Here is a 13,019-nt window from a genome sequence, read left to right on the forward strand (position 1 = left end):
CATCGCCTCGCTTCGGTGAGAACGAGCCTCGCAAACCACGGACGCGAGAGCCCCCCGGCTCCGCGCCCCCACTACCGGAGGAACCCTTCGTAGTTGCGCTGCATCAGCTGGCTCTCGATCTGCTTGACCGTCTCCAGACCCACGCCGACCATGATCAGCACCGCTGTACCACCGAACGGGAAGTTCTGGTACTGGTCCGCGTTGAGCCAGATGAAGAAGAAGTTCGGCAGGACCGAGATCAGGCCCAGGTAGAGCGCACCCGGCAGCGTGATCCGGCTGAGGATGAAGTCCAGGTAGTCAGCGGTCGGCTTACCGGGCCGGATGCCCGGTACGAACCCACCGTACTTCTTCATGTTCTCCGCGACCTCGGTCGGGTTGAACGTGATCGACACGTAGAAGTACGTGAAGAAGATGATCATGAGGAAGTAGGTCGTGATGTAGATCCAGCTCGTCGGGTCGACGAGGTACTGCTGGATCCACTGCTGGTAACCCTTGAGGTTGTTCGGGTCGAAGAACTGCAGGTACAGCTGCGGCAGGTAGAGCAGCGACGACGCGAAGATGACCGGAACGACACCGGCCTGGTTGACCTTGAGCGGGATGTACGTCGAGGTACCGCCGTACATGCGCCGGCCGATCATGCGCTTCGCGTACTGCACCGGGATCCGGCGCTGTGCCTGCTCGATGAAGACGACAGCGGCGATGACCAGCAGCACCAGCCCGATGACGAGCCAGAACTTGCCGAAGCCGTTGCTCTCCTTGATCGTCCAGCCCTCGCCGGGGAGGCGGGCGGCGATCGAGGTGAAGATCAGCACCGACATGCCGTTACCGACGCCGCGGTCGGTGATGAGCTCGCCGAGCCACATGACCACGCCCGTGCCGGCGGTCATCGTGATGACCAGCATGATCAGCGTGAGCCACATCGGGATACCGGTGTTGGTCGGGACGATCTGCAGGTTCGACTGCTCCTGCGGGCACGCGTTGCCGAACAGCTGGCCGGAGCGGGCCAGGGCAACGAACGCGGAGGACTGCAGAACGGCCAGACCCAGGGTCAGGTACCGGGTGTACTGGGTGATCTTCGCCTGGCCGGACTGGCCCTCCTTACGGAGTTGCTCCAGCCGCGGGATCACCACGGTCAGCAGCTGCAGGATGATCGACGCCGTGATGTACGGCATGATTCCGAGCGCGAAGACCGAGAGCTGGAGCAGGGCGCCGCCGGAGAACAGGTTCAGCAGGTTCAGAACCCCGCTGCCCGAGTCCGCGGCGCTCACGGAGTCCAGGCAGTTCTGGACGTTGGTGTAGGACACGCCTGGGCTGGGCAAGGTTGCGCCGAGCCGGTAGACCGCGATGATCGCTACTGTGAACAGCAGTTTCTTGCGCAGGTCGGGCGTCCGGAACGCACTGGAAAAGGCGGAGAGCAACTTCTTCCTCCTGCGCGAGGTGGCCGCCTGAAACCGGCGGATGGGGGGAGGCATCGGTCCGGACGACCGATATCCCTAGCTGGGAACGGACTTTAACAGCCTGACGGGCCTCTCGTGAGGCACGGTCGCCGCTTGTGTAACACCCGGGGACGAAGAGCTATGCCCCGGTCAGTGCGACATTCTTGCCCGTCCCGGCGAAATGCCAGGTCAGACGCCACAACGGGGATGCCGGCCCGGGTATCACGACGGACACCCGGGCCAGCACCCCCGGCAGAAATCACAGCGCGGTGGCGGAACCACCGGCTGCGGCGATCTTCTCCTTGGCGGACTCACTGAACGCGTGCGCCGAAATCTGCAGCGACACACCGCCCAGGTCGCCCGTACCGAGGACCTTCACCGGCTGGTTACGACGGACCGCACCGGCGTCGGCGAGCTCCAGCGGACCGACCTCGCCACCGTTCGGGAACAGTTCGGCGAGACGGTCCAGGTTCACGACCTGGAACACGACCTTGTTCTTGTTCTTGAAGCCCTTCATCTTCGGCAAGCGCATGTGGATAGGCATCTGCCCACCCTCGAACGCAGCCGAGATGTTCTTCCGGGCCTTGGAACCCTTGGTACCGCGACCGGCGGTCTTGCCCTTGGAGCCCTCACCGCGACCCACACGGGTCTTCGCGGTCTTGGCTCCGGGCGCCGGCCGGAGGTGGTGGACCTTGATCGCCATTACTCGACCTCCTCGACGCTGACGAGGTGGTTCACGGCGAAGATCATGCCCCGAATCTCGGGGCGGTCCTCCTTGACCACCACATCATTGATCCGCTTCAGCCCGAGCGACCGCAGGGAGTCCCGCTGGTTCTGCTTGCGGCCGATGCCGGACCGGAGCTGGGTGACCTTCAAGCGTGCCATCAGTGCACCGCCGCTTCCGCACGCGCCGCCAGCATGGCAGCGGGCGCGACGTCCTCGACCGGCAGGCCACGGCGAGCCGCGACCGCTTCCGGAGACTCGAGACCCTTGAGAGCAGCAACCGTCGCGTGGACGATGTTGATCGGGTTCGAAGAGCCGAGGCTCTTGCTCAGGATGTCGTGAATACCGGCACACTCGAGCACGGCACGCACCGGGCCACCGGCGATAACACCGGTACCAGCCGACGCCGGCTTGAGGAGCACGACACCCGCGGCAGCTTCGCCGGTGATCGGGTGCGGGATGGTGGCGCCGATGCGCGGCACCTTGAAGAAGTGCTTCTTGGCCTCTTCGACACCCTTGGCGATAGCCGCGGGCACCTCCTTGGCCTTGCCGTAACCGATACCGACGGTGCCGTCACCGTCTCCGACGATCACGAGGGCGGTGAAGCTGAAGCGACGACCACCCTTCACGACCTTCGCGACACGGTTGATCGCGACGACCCGCTCAAGATGCGGGGTCTTCTCGACGGGCGCGTTACCGCGGCCGCCCTCACGGCGGTTGTCGCGGCGGCCACCTTCGTTGTTACCGCCGGACCCGCCGCCTCGGCGCTGCTGACCAGGCATTGGTCAATCCCTCCTAGAACTCGAGTCCGGCTTCGCGGGCGGCGTCCGCAAGCGCGGCGATCCGCCCCGCGTACTTGTTGCCACCGCGGTCGAAGACGACCTTGGACACTCCCGCAGCCTTGGCCCGATCGGCGAGCAGAGCACCGACCTTGCCGGCCAGGGCGCTCTTGTCACCCTCGGTGCCCCGCAGGGAGGCGTCGAGCGTGGAGGCAGAAGCCAGCGTGTGACCCTTGAGGTCGTCGACGATCTGCGCGGTGATGTTCCGCGTGGACCGGGTGACGACCAGGCGCGGACGCTCGGCAGTGCCGCGGACGTTCTTCCGAACCCGGAAGTGCCGACGCGCCTTGCCGACGGCGCGCTTGTAGCTGGCACCCCCGCCATTGCGGCGCTTGAGCAGCGTGGCGGTCACTTCTTACCTGCCTTTCCAGCCTTGCGGCGGATGACCTCGCCCTGGTACTTGACGCCCTTGCCCTTGTAGGGCTCCGGCGGGCGGATCTTCCGGATGTTCGCGGCGACCTCGCCGACCAGCTGCTTGTCGATACCGGCGACCGTGAACTGCGTCGGCCGCTCCACCGAGAAGGTGATGCCGGCCGGCGGAACAACGTTGACCGGGTGCGAGAAGCCGAGCGCGAACTCGAGGTCCTTGCCCTTGGCCGTCACGCGGTAACCGGTGCCGTTGATCTCGAGGGTCTTCTTGTAACCCTCGGTCACGCCGACGATCATGTTCGCCACGAGGGTACGAGACAGGCCGTGGAGTTCCTTGGCCTTGCGCTCGTCGTTGGGGCGGTTGACGTGCAGCTCGCCGTTCTCCGCCTTCTCGACCGTGATCGGTTCGGCGACGGTGTGCGAGAGCTCGCCCTTAGGGCCCTTGACCTTGACGGTCCGGCCCGAAATGGTGATGTCGACGCCGGTCGGGACCGGGATCGACTTACGTCCAATTCGCGACATGTCTAAGTCTCCGTTACCAGACGAAGGCGAGGACTTCCCCGCCAACGCTCCGCTTGCGGGCCTGCCGATCGGTCAGGAGGCCCTGGGACGTCGAGATGATCGCGACGCCCAGGCCGCCGAGCACCCGGGGGAGCTCGTCGGACTTGGCGTAAACCCGGAGGCCGGGCTTGGACACGCGCTTGATCCCGGCGAGGCTGCGCTCGCGGCTCTGGCCGTACTTCAGTTCAACGACCAGGCGCTTGCCGACTTCGCCTTCCTCAGGCTCCTCGGCCGACCAGGAGGCGATGTATCCCTCTGCCTTGAGGACCTCGGCGATGTTCGCCTTGATCTTCGAGAAGGGCATGGTCACCTTGTCGTGGTACGCCTGGTTGGCGTTACGCAGACGCGTCAGCATGTCTGCGATCGGGTCCGTCATCGTCATGGGTATTCGTCAACCTTTCTCGCCGGGGTTCCCGGTGAACCGGGCCTACGGCGAAGCGGTATTACTCCAGATCCGCCTTTGCCCCGGGTGAGGGGCGCGGGCGGTGTGGTTGGCAGGATTACCAGGAAGCCTTGGAAACGCCGGGCAGCTCACCACGGTGAGCCATGTCCCGCACGCACACCCGGCACAGACCGAACTTGCGGTACACCGAGTGCGGGCGACCGCACTTCTGGCAACGCGTGTACGCCCGGACGGCGAACTTCGGCTTCGCGGCTGCCTTGATCTTCAGCGCCTTCTTAGCCATTCTCAGTTCTCCTTGAACGGGAAGCCGAGGAGCTTGAGCAGCTGCCGGCCCTCCTCGTCGGTCGTGGCGGAAGTGACCACCGTGATGTCCATGCCCCGAGTGCGATCGATCCGGTCCTGGTCGATCTCGTGGAACACCGACTGCTCGGTCAGACCGAACGTGTAGTTGCCGTGCCCGTCGAGCTTGCGCCCGTCGAGCCCGCGGAAGTCACGGATACGCGGCAGCGCGATCGACAGCAGCCGGTCCAGGAACTCCCACATGCGGTCGTTGCGCAGGGTGACCTTCGCGCCGATCGGCATGCCCTCACGGAGCTTGAACTGCGCGATCGACTTGGTCGCCCGGCGCACCAGCGGCTTCTGACCGGTGATGGTGGTCAGGTCCCGCACGGCGCCGTCGATCAGCTTGGCGTCGCGGGCAGCCTCGCCCACACCCATGTTCACGACGACCTTGACCAGGCCGGGGATCTGCATGGGGTTGCCGTACTTGTACTGCTCCTGAAGCGATGCGACAACCTCGCCGCGGTACTTCTGCTTCAGCCGGGGCAGGGTCTTGGTCTCGGTAGCGGCAGTCATCACAGGTCCTTACCGGTGGAACGCGCGACTCGGACCTTCTGGCCGCTGTCATCGATCCGGAACCCGATGCGAGTCGGGTTGCCCTGGTCGTCCACGATCTGCACGTTCGAGATGTGGATCGGGGCTTCCTGAGTGACGATGCCGCCGGTCTTCGAACCACGCTGGTTCGTCTGAATGCGCTCGTGCTTCTTCATACGGTTGACGCCCTCGACGAGGACCTTGTCCCGGCGGGGGTAGGCCGCAATGACCTTGCCCTTCGCGCCTTTGTCCTTACCGGCGATGACGACGACCGTGTCGCCCTTCTTGATCTTCACGGTCAGAGCACCTCCGGCGCCAGGCTGATGATCTTCATGAACCGCTTGTCGCGCAGCTCGCGGCCGACCGGGCCGAAGATGCGCGTACCGCGGGGGTCCCCGCCGTCCTTGATGATGACGGCGGCGTTCTCGTCGAAGCGGATGTACGAGCCGTCGGGACGGCGCCTCTCCTTGGCGGTGCGAACGATGACCGCCTTGACGACGTCACCCTTCTTCACACCCGCACCCGGGATGGCGTCCTTGACCGTGGCCACGATGACGTCGCCGATGCTCGCGTAACGGCGGCCGGAGCCGCCCAGTACGCGGATGCACAGAATTTCCCGGGCACCCGTGTTGTCGGCGACGCGCAGTCGCGACTCCTGCTGGATCACGTCTGTCTCCTATGTCTGCCAGTTCTCCGGATCAAGAACACCGAAGCTTGGCGGAACGATGGTGAGCTGGGCCGGCTTTCACCGGCCCAGCGCACTCACTTGGCCTTTTCGAGGATCTCCACGACCCGCCACCGCTTGGTGGCGGACAGCGGACGGGTCTCCATCAGCAGGACCCGGTCGCCGGTGCCGCAAGCATTCTGCTCATCGTGCACCTTGAGCTTGCGGGTGCGACGGATGACCTTGCCGTAGAGGGCGTGCTTGACGCGGTCCTCAACCTCGACGACGACAGTCTTGTCCATCTTGTCGCTGACCACGAGACCCTCGCGCGTTTTGCGCTGAGCCCGCGGTGCAACGGCTTCAGTCCCCTGCGGGGCGGTTTCACTCATGCTGTCACCTCACTCGGCGCGGCCGAGAGCCCCAGCTCACGTTCACGCATGATCGTGTAGATCTTCGCGATGTCCTTGCGGACAACCTGCAGCCGACGGTGATTGTCGAGCTGACCGGTTGCACCCTGCACGCGAAGATTGAACAGCTCCGCCTTGGCCTCCCGCAACCGCGCGATCAGATCCTCTTCGGAGAGCTCGCGCAGCTCGGCCGGCTTAACGCCCGCTGCCATCAGTTTTCACCCACTTCGCGTGTCACGATGCGGCACTTCATCGGGAGTTTGTGGATCGCGCGACGCATTGCCTCACGCGCGATCGTCTCGTTCGGGAACGACATCTCGAAGAGAATGCGTCCCGGCTTGACGTTCGCCACCCACCACTCCGGCGAACCCTTACCGGAACCCATGCGGGTCTCGGCAGGCTTCTTGGTCAGCGCCTGGTCCGGGAAGATCGAGATCCAGACCTTACCGCCACGCTTGATGTGGCGGGTCATGGCGATACGAGCCGACTCGATCTGACGGTTGGTCACGTACGCAGGCTCGAGAGCCTGGATACCGAATTCACCGAAGACCACGCGATTGCCGCCCTTGGACGCGCCGTGGCGGTCCGGGTGGTGCGGCTTGCGGAAGCCCTTCGGGGGCTTACGCGGCATCAGCATGTGTCAGCCCTCCTGCTGCGGTTCGGCCGCGGCCGGAGCAGCGGCGGTCTCGGTCGTCGGCTCGGTCTGCGCGGCCTGAGCCTGCGCGGCCCGGCCGGCCTCGGTGCCGCCCGCGGTGGTGCCGGACGAACCGGAACGACCCCGGCGCGGACGGTCGGGACGGTCACCACGGTCGCGACGCGGACGCGCCGGCGCCTCGGGGGCAACCTCGCGACCCGGAACGGCGTCGCCCTTGTAGATCCAGACCTTCACGCCGATACGACCGAAGGTGGTACGCGCCTCGAAGAAGCCGTACTCGATGTCGGCCCGCAGCGTGTGCAGCGGAACGCGACCCTCACGGTAGAACTCGGTGCGGCTCATCTCCGCGCCGCCGAGGCGGCCGGAGACCTGAACCCGGATGCCCTTGCAGACGGGGTTCTTCATCGCCGACTGCATGGCCTTGCGCATCGCCCGGCGGAAGCTGACCCGGCTGGACAGCTGCTCGGCGACGCCCTGCGCCACGAGCTGTGCGTCCGATTCCGGGCTCTTCACCTCGAGGATGTTGAGCTGGACCTGCTTGCCGGTGAGCTTCTCGAGCTCACCGCGGATCCGGTCGGCCTCCGCACCCTTACGGCCGATGACGATGCCCGGCCGGGCGGTGTGGATGTCGACGCGAACCCGGTCACGGGTGCGCTCGATGTCCACCTTGGAGATACCGGCGCGCTCGAGGCCCTTGGACATCATGCGGCGGATCTTGACATCCTCGCCGATGTAGTCCTTGTAGAGCTTGTCGGCGAACCAGCGGCTCTTCCAGTCGGTGGAGATGCCGAGGCGGAACCCAGTGGGGTGAACTTTCTGACCCATTACTCGGCACCTTCCGTGCTGCTCTGGGACTCGGCCGGCGCAGCCTCGGTGGCCGGAGCCGCCTTCTTGGCCGGCGCGGCCTTCTTCGCGGAGCCCTTACGAGGAAGAACCTCGACGGCCTCTACCGCGATCGTGATGTGGCTCGTGCGCTTGCGGATCCGGTACGCCCGGCCCTGCGCCCGCGGCCGGAACCGCTTGAGCGTGGGACCCTCGTCCACGAACGCCTCGCTGACCAGGAGCGCGTCCGGGTCGAGCCGCTCGTTGTTCTCCGCGTTCGCGATGGCGCTGGCGAGCACCTTGTAGACCTGCTCACTCGCAGCCTGCGGCGCGAACTGCAGGACCGTGAGAGCCTCCTTCGCGGGCAGACCGCGGACGAGGTTGATCACACGGCGCGCCTTGTTCGGCGAGATACGCACGTGGCGCGCAACGGCCCGAGAGCCGGGAAGCGCCGGAGCATCGCTCTTGACTGGCATCGCTGTAACCCCTTTCTTATCCGTGGACTGACTAGCGACGACGGCTCTTGCGGTCGTCCTTCTCGTGACCCTTGAACGTACGGGTCAGAGCGAACTCGCCGAGCTTGTGACCGACCATGGCCTCGGAGATGAACACCGGGACGTGCTTGCGCCCGTCGTGCACGGCGATCGTGTGCCCGAGCATGTCGGGGATGATCGTCGAGCGACGCGACCAGGTCTTGATGACGTTCTTGGAGTTCTTGTCGTTCTGGACTTCCACCTTCTTGAGCAGGTGGTCGTCGACGAACGGGCCCTTCTTCAGGCTGCGAGGCATTTTCTTCTACTCCCGTTATCCGCGCTTGCGGGTGGCGTAGCGGCGGCGAACGATCATGCGGTCGCTCTCCTGGCCCTTGCGGCGGGTACGACCCTCGGGCTTACCAGCCGGGTTAACCGGGTGGCGACCACCGGAGGTCTTACCCTCACCACCACCGTGCGGGTGGTCGACAGGGTTCATGGCGACACCACGGACGGTCGGGCGCTTGCCCTTCCAGCGCATGCGGCCGGCCTTGCCCCAGTTGATGTTCGACTGCTCGGCGTTGCCGACCTCGCCGACCGTGGCGCGACAACGGATGTCGACACGACGGATCTCACCGGAAGGCATCCGCAGCGTGGCGAACGCACCTTCACGGCCGAGCAGCTGAATGCCGACGCCGGCCGAACGGGCCATCTTGGCGCCACCGCCGGGACGAAGCTCCACACTGTGGATCGTCGTACCGACCGGGATGTTGCGGAGCGGCAGGTTGTTGCCGGGCTTGATGTCCGCGCCCACACCGGATTCGATGCGGTCGCCCTGCTTCAGGTCCTTCGGCGCGAGGATGTAGCGCTTCTCGCCGTCGGCGTAGTGCAGCAGTGCGATGCGGGACGTGCGGTTCGGGTCGTACTCGATGTGAGCGACCTTGGCCGGCACGCCGTCCTTGTCGTTCCGGCGGAAGTCGATGAGCCGGTACTGCCGCTTGTGACCGCCACCCTGGTGCCGCGTGGTGATGCGACCGTGGACGTTGCGGCCACCCTTCTTGGGCAGCGGGACCAGCAGCGACTTCTCCGGCGTCGACCGGGTGATCTCTGCGAAGTCGGCGACGCTCGAGCCGCGACGGCCCGGCGTGGTCGGCTTGTACTTACGGATAGCCATGATTTACAACCCCTTAGCTGACCGGGCCGCCGAAGGCCTCGATGCGGTCACCGTCAGCCAGCTTCACCAGGGCACGCTTGGTCGCTTTACGCTGACCGAAGCCCGTCTTGGTGCGCTTGCGCTTGCCCTGGCGGTTGTTGGTGTTCACCGTCAGCACGCGGACATCGAAGATCTGCTGGATAGCGATCTTGATCTCGGTCTTGTTGGCGTCCGGGTGGACCAGGAACGTGTACCAGTTCTGGTCGAGAACGCTGTAGCTCTTCTCGGAGACCACGGGGGCGACGATGATGTCGCGCGGGTCGGCAACGGTGCTCACTTGTCGCCCTCCTCGGCGGCCTCGGCCGGAACGCCCAGGAACTCGTCGAGCGCGTCCTTCGTGAAGACCACCTCGTCGGCAACCAGCACGTCGTACGTGTTGAGCTGGCCGGCCTCGATGAGGTGGACGGACGGCTCGTTGCGCAGCGAGATCCAGTTGAGCTCGTCCAGGCTGGTCAGCACGACCAGGACCTTGCGGGACTCAGTGGCCTTGCGCAGCGTCGTGATCGCGGCCTTGGTGGACGGCTTGTCGCCGGTCACGAAGGACTCGATCACGTGGATGTGGCCGTCACGGGCCCGGTCCGAGAGGGCACCGCGCAGGGCGGCGGCCTTCATCTTCTTCGGGGTCCGCTGGCTGTAGTCGCGCGGCACGGGACCGTGCACGACGCCACCACCGGTGAACTGAGGCGCGCGGATCGAGCCCTGACGGGCGCGACCTGTGCCCTTCTGCTTGTACGGCTTCTTGCCGCCACCGGCGACCTCGCCGCGGTTCTTGGCCTTGTGCGTACCCTGACGGGCCGCGGCCAGCTGTGCCACGACGACCTGGTGCATGAGCGGGATGTTCGCCTGCACGTCGAAGATGTCGCCGGGCAGCTCGACCGAGCCGGCCTTGGTGCCCTCGGCGTTGATCACGTCAACGGAGCTCACTTCTTGACACCGCCCTTCTTCGCCGCCGTGCGGACCAGAATCAGCGCGCCCTTGGGGCCGGGAACGGCACCCTTGACGAGCAGCAGGTTGTTCTCCACGTCGACCGCCTGAACCGTGAGGTTCTGCACGGTGAAGCGCTCGCCACCCATACGGCCGGCCATCCGGACGCCCTTGAAGACGCGACCCGGGGTGGCGCAGGCGCCGATGGAGCCGGGGTGGCGGTGCTTGCGCTCGACACCGTGGCTGGCCTTCAGGCCGTGGAAGCCGTGGCGCTTGATGACACCCGCGTAGCCCTTGCCCTTGGTCTTACCGGTGACGTCGATCGGCGTACCGACCGCGAACGCCTCGACGGTGACTTCCTGGCCGAGCTCGTATTCGCCCGCGTCAACGGTGCGCAGCTCCACCTTGTGGCGCCGCGGCGACACGCCCGCCTTGGCGAAGTGACCGCTCTCGGGCTTGTTGACCTTGCGCGGGTCGATCTGGCCGTAAGCCAGCTGTACGGCTGCGTAGCCGTCTGCCTCGGGGGTGCGAACCTGGGTCACGACGCAAGGGCCGGCCTGCACCACGGTCACCGGGACAACTTTGTTGTTGTCCCAGACCTGGGTCATGCCGAGCTTGGCGCCCAGGATCCCCTTCACTTGCCTGTCCATTGTCCGGATCCCTACAGCTTGATCTCGATGTCGACGCCAGCCGGGAGGTCGAGGCGCATGAGCGAGTCGACCGTCTTCGGTGTCGGGTCGATGATGTCGATCAGACGCTTGTGCGTGCGCATCTCGAAGTGCTCGCGCGAGTCCTTGTACTTGTGCGGCGACCGGATCACGCAGAAACGGTTGATCTCCGTGGGCAGCGGCACCGGGCCCGCAACCGATGCCCCGGTACGTGTCACCGTCTCGACGATCTTCCGTGCCGAGGAGTCAACGACCTCGTGGTCATAGGCCTTGAGCCGGATGCGGATCTTCTGTCCCGCCATGGTGGCTTCTGTTTCCTTTTCTCGATGCCGCTACGTGCGAAAGCGGTGGCCCTCGCATGCCCGCAGGACCGTTGATCCTGCGTTGTCCGACCCCCGCGGTCGGGCGTGTCGCGCCTAGTGGCAGATTGCTCTGCGAACAGGCTTCCGCCCCAGTCACCTGGAGCGATCATGCCCGCGAGGATTCCTCCGAGGAGGGGTCCTCGATCCGTCGGGATCGGGGTGGCCGGCGGCTAATACAAACACACCGGACACCGGGCGAGGGTGGTTGACTGCCAACAGCGAACTGTTCAGCGGCTGTCAACCACCCTGCGCGGACGCAACCTGACTAGTATGCCGCATCCCTCGCGGCATTGCTAATCGGGGTCACCATTGAGGCGTGGGCCTCAATCAGACGTTGATCTTCGTGACCGTTCCGGCGCCGACGGTGCGGCCACCCTCACGGATCGCGAACTTCAGGCCCTGCTCCATGGCGATCGGCTGGATCAGCTTGACCGACATGGAGGTGGAGTCGCCCGGCATGACCATCTCGGTGCCCTCGGGCAGCGTGACGACGCCGGTGACGTCCGTGGTGCGGAAGTAGAACTGCGGGCGGTAGTTCTGGAAGAACGGGGTGTGCCGGCCGCCCTCCTCCTTGGAGAGGATGTAGACCTGGCCCTCGAACTCCGTGTGCGGGGTGCTGGACCCCGGCTTCACGACGACCATGCCGCGCTCGACGTCCTCGCGCTTGATACCACGCAGGAGGAGGCCGACGTTCTCGCCCGCGCGGGCCTCGTCGAGCAGCTTGCGGAACATCTCGATGCCGGTGCAAACGGTCTTGGTCGACTTCTCGCGGATACCCACGATCTCGACCTCCTCGTTCGGCTTGAGGATGCCACGCTCGGCCCGGCCGGTGACGACCGTTCCACGACCGGTGATCGTGAAGACGTCCTCGATCGGCATGAGGAACGGCTTCTCGATGTCGCGCTCGGGCTGCGGGATCGCGGTGTCGACCGCGTTCATCAGCTCGAGCAGCTTGGCGGTCCACTCAGCGTCGCCCTCGAGCGCCTTGAGCGCCGAGACACGCACGACCGGAAGGTCGTCGCCCGGGAACTCGTAGGTGCTGAGCAGCTCGCGGACCTCGAGCTCGACGAGCTCGAGGAGCTCCTCGTCGTCCACCATGTCGCTCTTGTTCAGGGCGACGACGATGTACGGAACGCCGACCTGGCGGGCCAGGAGCACGTGCTCCTTGGTCTGCGGCATCGGGCCGTCGGTCGCGGCAACCACCAGGATCGCGCCGTCCATCTGCGCGGCACCGGTGATCATGTTCTTGATGTAGTCAGCGTGGCCGGGGCAGTCCACGTGCGCGTAGTGACGCGTCGCGGTCTGGTACTCGACGTGCGCGATCGAGATCGTGATACCGCGGGCCTTCTCCTCCGGCGCCTTGTCGATCTCGTCGAACGGCGTGTAGGGGTTCAGGTCCGGGTATTCGTCGTGCAGAACCTTGGTGATGGCCGCAGTCAGCGTCGTCTTACCGTGGTCGATGTGACCAATGGTGCCGATGTTGACGTGCGGCTTAGTCCGCTCGAACTTCGCCTTCGCCACTGGTGTCCTCCTAAGGACTGTGGTTTTCTTCTCGCCCGGCACGCCCGATAAGGCGATGGGGACTCTGTCGACTGCTAGTGCGCGTGCGGCCCTCGACGGACCGCACGCG

Annotated in this window: 23 protein-coding genes; all 23 read right to left on the reverse strand. The window is 65.6% G+C overall.

The window, feature by feature from the left end; genetic code table 11:
- Positions 1-71: 71 nt before the first annotated feature.
- The 23 genes from secY to tuf all read right to left on the reverse strand — a co-directional run bounded on the left by secY (position 72) and on the right by tuf (position 12,910).
- The gene (gene secY / locus ACIA6A_RS26425) at positions 72-1,418 is read right to left on the reverse strand and encodes a preprotein translocase subunit SecY (protein ID WP_396100543.1); all 1,347 of its coding nucleotides are present in this window, start codon (positions 1,416-1,418) and stop codon (positions 72-74) included.
- 277 nt (positions 1,419-1,695) lie between these two features.
- Positions 1,696-2,139 (reverse strand): 50S ribosomal protein L15, encoded by a 444-nt coding sequence (gene rplO, locus ACIA6A_RS26430; protein WP_396100544.1) that lies wholly within the window; start codon positions 2,137-2,139, stop codon positions 1,696-1,698.
- A complete protein-coding gene (gene rpmD, locus ACIA6A_RS26435) occupies positions 2,139-2,321 on the reverse strand; it encodes a 50S ribosomal protein L30 (RefSeq protein WP_023358201.1) in 183 nt (60 codons plus the stop codon). The genes rplO and rpmD overlap by 1 nt, the downstream gene beginning before the upstream one ends.
- Entirely contained in the window at positions 2,321-2,941 is a 621-nt protein-coding gene (gene rpsE, locus ACIA6A_RS26440) for a 30S ribosomal protein S5 (RefSeq protein ID WP_396100545.1), read from the reverse strand. The genes rpmD and rpsE overlap by 1 nt, the downstream gene beginning before the upstream one ends.
- Before the next feature lie 13 nt (positions 2,942-2,954).
- Complete coding sequence (rplR, locus tag ACIA6A_RS26445; protein WP_396100763.1) at positions 2,955-3,338, reverse strand: 50S ribosomal protein L18; 384 nt, start codon at positions 3,336-3,338, stop codon at positions 2,955-2,957.
- Positions 3,339-3,346: 8 nt separating this feature from the next.
- Entirely contained in the window at positions 3,347-3,889 is a 543-nt protein-coding gene (rplF, locus tag ACIA6A_RS26450; RefSeq protein ID WP_396100546.1) for a 50S ribosomal protein L6, read from the reverse strand.
- A 13-nt stretch (positions 3,890-3,902) separates the two neighbouring features.
- A complete protein-coding gene (rpsH, locus tag ACIA6A_RS26455) occupies positions 3,903-4,310 on the reverse strand; it encodes a 30S ribosomal protein S8 (protein WP_067495887.1) in 408 nt (135 codons plus the stop codon).
- A gap of 118 nt (positions 4,311-4,428) precedes the next feature.
- Entirely contained in the window at positions 4,429-4,614 is a 186-nt protein-coding gene (locus ACIA6A_RS26460) for a type Z 30S ribosomal protein S14 (protein ID WP_305786127.1), read from the reverse strand.
- A 2-nt stretch (positions 4,615-4,616) separates the two neighbouring features.
- On the reverse strand, positions 4,617-5,186 hold the full coding sequence (rplE, locus tag ACIA6A_RS26465) for a 50S ribosomal protein L5 (RefSeq protein WP_396100547.1): 570 nt from the start codon (positions 5,184-5,186) through the stop codon (positions 4,617-4,619).
- Positions 5,186-5,506 (reverse strand): 50S ribosomal protein L24, encoded by a 321-nt coding sequence (rplX, locus tag ACIA6A_RS26470; RefSeq protein ID WP_396100764.1) that lies wholly within the window; start codon positions 5,504-5,506, stop codon positions 5,186-5,188. The genes rplE and rplX overlap by 1 nt, the downstream gene beginning before the upstream one ends.
- A complete protein-coding gene (gene rplN / locus ACIA6A_RS26475) occupies positions 5,503-5,871 on the reverse strand; it encodes a 50S ribosomal protein L14 (RefSeq protein ID WP_023358185.1) in 369 nt (122 codons plus the stop codon). The genes rplX and rplN overlap by 4 nt, the downstream gene beginning before the upstream one ends.
- Before the next feature lie 95 nt (positions 5,872-5,966).
- Complete coding sequence (rpsQ, locus tag ACIA6A_RS26480) at positions 5,967-6,257, reverse strand: 30S ribosomal protein S17 (protein ID WP_396100548.1); 291 nt, start codon at positions 6,255-6,257, stop codon at positions 5,967-5,969.
- A complete protein-coding gene (gene rpmC / locus ACIA6A_RS26485; RefSeq protein WP_396100549.1) occupies positions 6,254-6,487 on the reverse strand; it encodes a 50S ribosomal protein L29 in 234 nt (77 codons plus the stop codon). The genes rpsQ and rpmC overlap by 4 nt, the downstream gene beginning before the upstream one ends.
- Positions 6,487-6,912: a 50S ribosomal protein L16 gene (rplP, locus tag ACIA6A_RS26490; RefSeq protein ID WP_023358180.1), complete on the reverse strand. Its 426-nt coding sequence runs from the start codon at positions 6,910-6,912 to the stop codon at positions 6,487-6,489. The genes rpmC and rplP overlap by 1 nt, the downstream gene beginning before the upstream one ends.
- 3 nt (positions 6,913-6,915) lie before the next feature.
- A complete protein-coding gene (gene rpsC, locus ACIA6A_RS26495) occupies positions 6,916-7,755 on the reverse strand; it encodes a 30S ribosomal protein S3 (RefSeq protein ID WP_396100550.1) in 840 nt (279 codons plus the stop codon).
- Positions 7,755-8,228, reverse strand: a complete 474-nt coding sequence (gene rplV / locus ACIA6A_RS26500; RefSeq protein ID WP_396100551.1) for a 50S ribosomal protein L22 — start codon at positions 8,226-8,228, stop codon at positions 7,755-7,757. The genes rpsC and rplV overlap by 1 nt, the downstream gene beginning before the upstream one ends.
- A gap of 31 nt (positions 8,229-8,259) precedes the next feature.
- Positions 8,260-8,541 carry a 30S ribosomal protein S19 gene (gene rpsS / locus ACIA6A_RS26505; RefSeq protein ID WP_396100552.1) on the reverse strand — a complete coding sequence of 94 codons (282 nt, stop codon included), beginning with the start codon at positions 8,539-8,541 and terminating at the stop codon, positions 8,260-8,262.
- A 15-nt stretch (positions 8,542-8,556) separates the two neighbouring features.
- Entirely contained in the window at positions 8,557-9,396 is an 840-nt protein-coding gene (gene rplB / locus ACIA6A_RS26510; protein ID WP_396100553.1) for a 50S ribosomal protein L2, read from the reverse strand.
- 13 nt (positions 9,397-9,409) lie between these two features.
- On the reverse strand, positions 9,410-9,712 hold the full coding sequence (rplW, locus tag ACIA6A_RS26515) for a 50S ribosomal protein L23 (protein ID WP_396100554.1): 303 nt from the start codon (positions 9,710-9,712) through the stop codon (positions 9,410-9,412).
- Positions 9,709-10,359: a 50S ribosomal protein L4 gene (rplD, locus tag ACIA6A_RS26520; RefSeq protein ID WP_396100555.1), complete on the reverse strand. Its 651-nt coding sequence runs from the start codon at positions 10,357-10,359 to the stop codon at positions 9,709-9,711. The genes rplW and rplD overlap by 4 nt, the downstream gene beginning before the upstream one ends.
- Positions 10,356-11,009, reverse strand: a complete 654-nt coding sequence (rplC, locus tag ACIA6A_RS26525; protein WP_396100556.1) for a 50S ribosomal protein L3 — start codon at positions 11,007-11,009, stop codon at positions 10,356-10,358. Before rplC ends, rplD begins: the two co-directional genes overlap by 4 nt.
- Before the next feature lie 11 nt (positions 11,010-11,020).
- Positions 11,021-11,329: a 30S ribosomal protein S10 gene (gene rpsJ / locus ACIA6A_RS26530; RefSeq protein ID WP_097322778.1), complete on the reverse strand. Its 309-nt coding sequence runs from the start codon at positions 11,327-11,329 to the stop codon at positions 11,021-11,023.
- A 387-nt stretch (positions 11,330-11,716) separates the two neighbouring features.
- On the reverse strand, positions 11,717-12,910 hold the full coding sequence (tuf, locus tag ACIA6A_RS26535) for an elongation factor Tu (RefSeq protein WP_396100557.1): 1,194 nt from the start codon (positions 12,908-12,910) through the stop codon (positions 11,717-11,719).
- Between the last annotated feature and the right edge of the window lie 109 nt (positions 12,911-13,019).

Origin of the sequence: Actinoplanes sp. NPDC051494, from assembly GCF_044454705.1 — a bacterium.
Lineage (GTDB): Bacteria > Actinomycetota > Actinomycetes > Mycobacteriales > Micromonosporaceae > Actinoplanes.

What these genes read in the sequence shown, in the direction of transcription:
- rpsE (WP_396100545.1), bottom strand. Translation starts at nt 2,941, where the DNA reads ATGCCTGGTCAGCAGCGCCGAGGCGGCGGGTCCGGCGGTAACAACGAA.
- ACIA6A_RS26460 (WP_305786127.1), bottom strand. Translation starts at nt 4,614, where the DNA reads ATGGCTAAGAAGGCGCTGAAGATCAAGGCAGCCGCGAAGCCGAAGTTC.
- rpsH (WP_067495887.1), bottom strand. Translation starts at nt 4,310, where the DNA reads ATGACGATGACGGACCCGATCGCAGACATGCTGACGCGTCTGCGTAAC.
- rplV (WP_396100551.1), bottom strand. Translation starts at nt 8,228, where the DNA reads ATGCCAGTCAAGAGCGATGCTCCGGCGCTTCCCGGCTCTCGGGCCGTT.
- rplP (WP_023358180.1), bottom strand. Translation starts at nt 6,912, where the DNA reads ATGCTGATGCCGCGTAAGCCCCCGAAGGGCTTCCGCAAGCCGCACCAC.
- rplB (WP_396100553.1), bottom strand. Translation starts at nt 9,396, where the DNA reads ATGGCTATCCGTAAGTACAAGCCGACCACGCCGGGCCGTCGCGGCTCG.
- rplC (WP_396100556.1), bottom strand. Translation starts at nt 11,009, where the DNA reads ATGGACAGGCAAGTGAAGGGGATCCTGGGCGCCAAGCTCGGCATGACC.
- rpsQ (WP_396100548.1), bottom strand. Translation starts at nt 6,257, where the DNA reads ATGAGTGAAACCGCCCCGCAGGGGACTGAAGCCGTTGCACCGCGGGCT.
- rplE (WP_396100547.1), bottom strand. Translation starts at nt 5,186, where the DNA reads ATGACTGCCGCTACCGAGACCAAGACCCTGCCCCGGCTGAAGCAGAAG.
- rplO (WP_396100544.1), bottom strand. Translation starts at nt 2,139, where the DNA reads ATGGCGATCAAGGTCCACCACCTCCGGCCGGCGCCCGGAGCCAAGACC.
- rplF (WP_396100546.1), bottom strand. Translation starts at nt 3,889, where the DNA reads ATGTCGCGAATTGGACGTAAGTCGATCCCGGTCCCGACCGGCGTCGAC.
- rpsC (WP_396100550.1), bottom strand. Translation starts at nt 7,755, where the DNA reads ATGGGTCAGAAAGTTCACCCCACTGGGTTCCGCCTCGGCATCTCCACC.
- rpsS (WP_396100552.1), bottom strand. Translation starts at nt 8,541, where the DNA reads ATGCCTCGCAGCCTGAAGAAGGGCCCGTTCGTCGACGACCACCTGCTC.
- rpmC (WP_396100549.1), bottom strand. Translation starts at nt 6,487, where the DNA reads ATGGCAGCGGGCGTTAAGCCGGCCGAGCTGCGCGAGCTCTCCGAAGAG.
- rpmD (WP_023358201.1), bottom strand. Translation starts at nt 2,321, where the DNA reads ATGGCACGCTTGAAGGTCACCCAGCTCCGGTCCGGCATCGGCCGCAAG.
- rpsJ (WP_097322778.1), bottom strand. Translation starts at nt 11,329, where the DNA reads ATGGCGGGACAGAAGATCCGCATCCGGCTCAAGGCCTATGACCACGAG.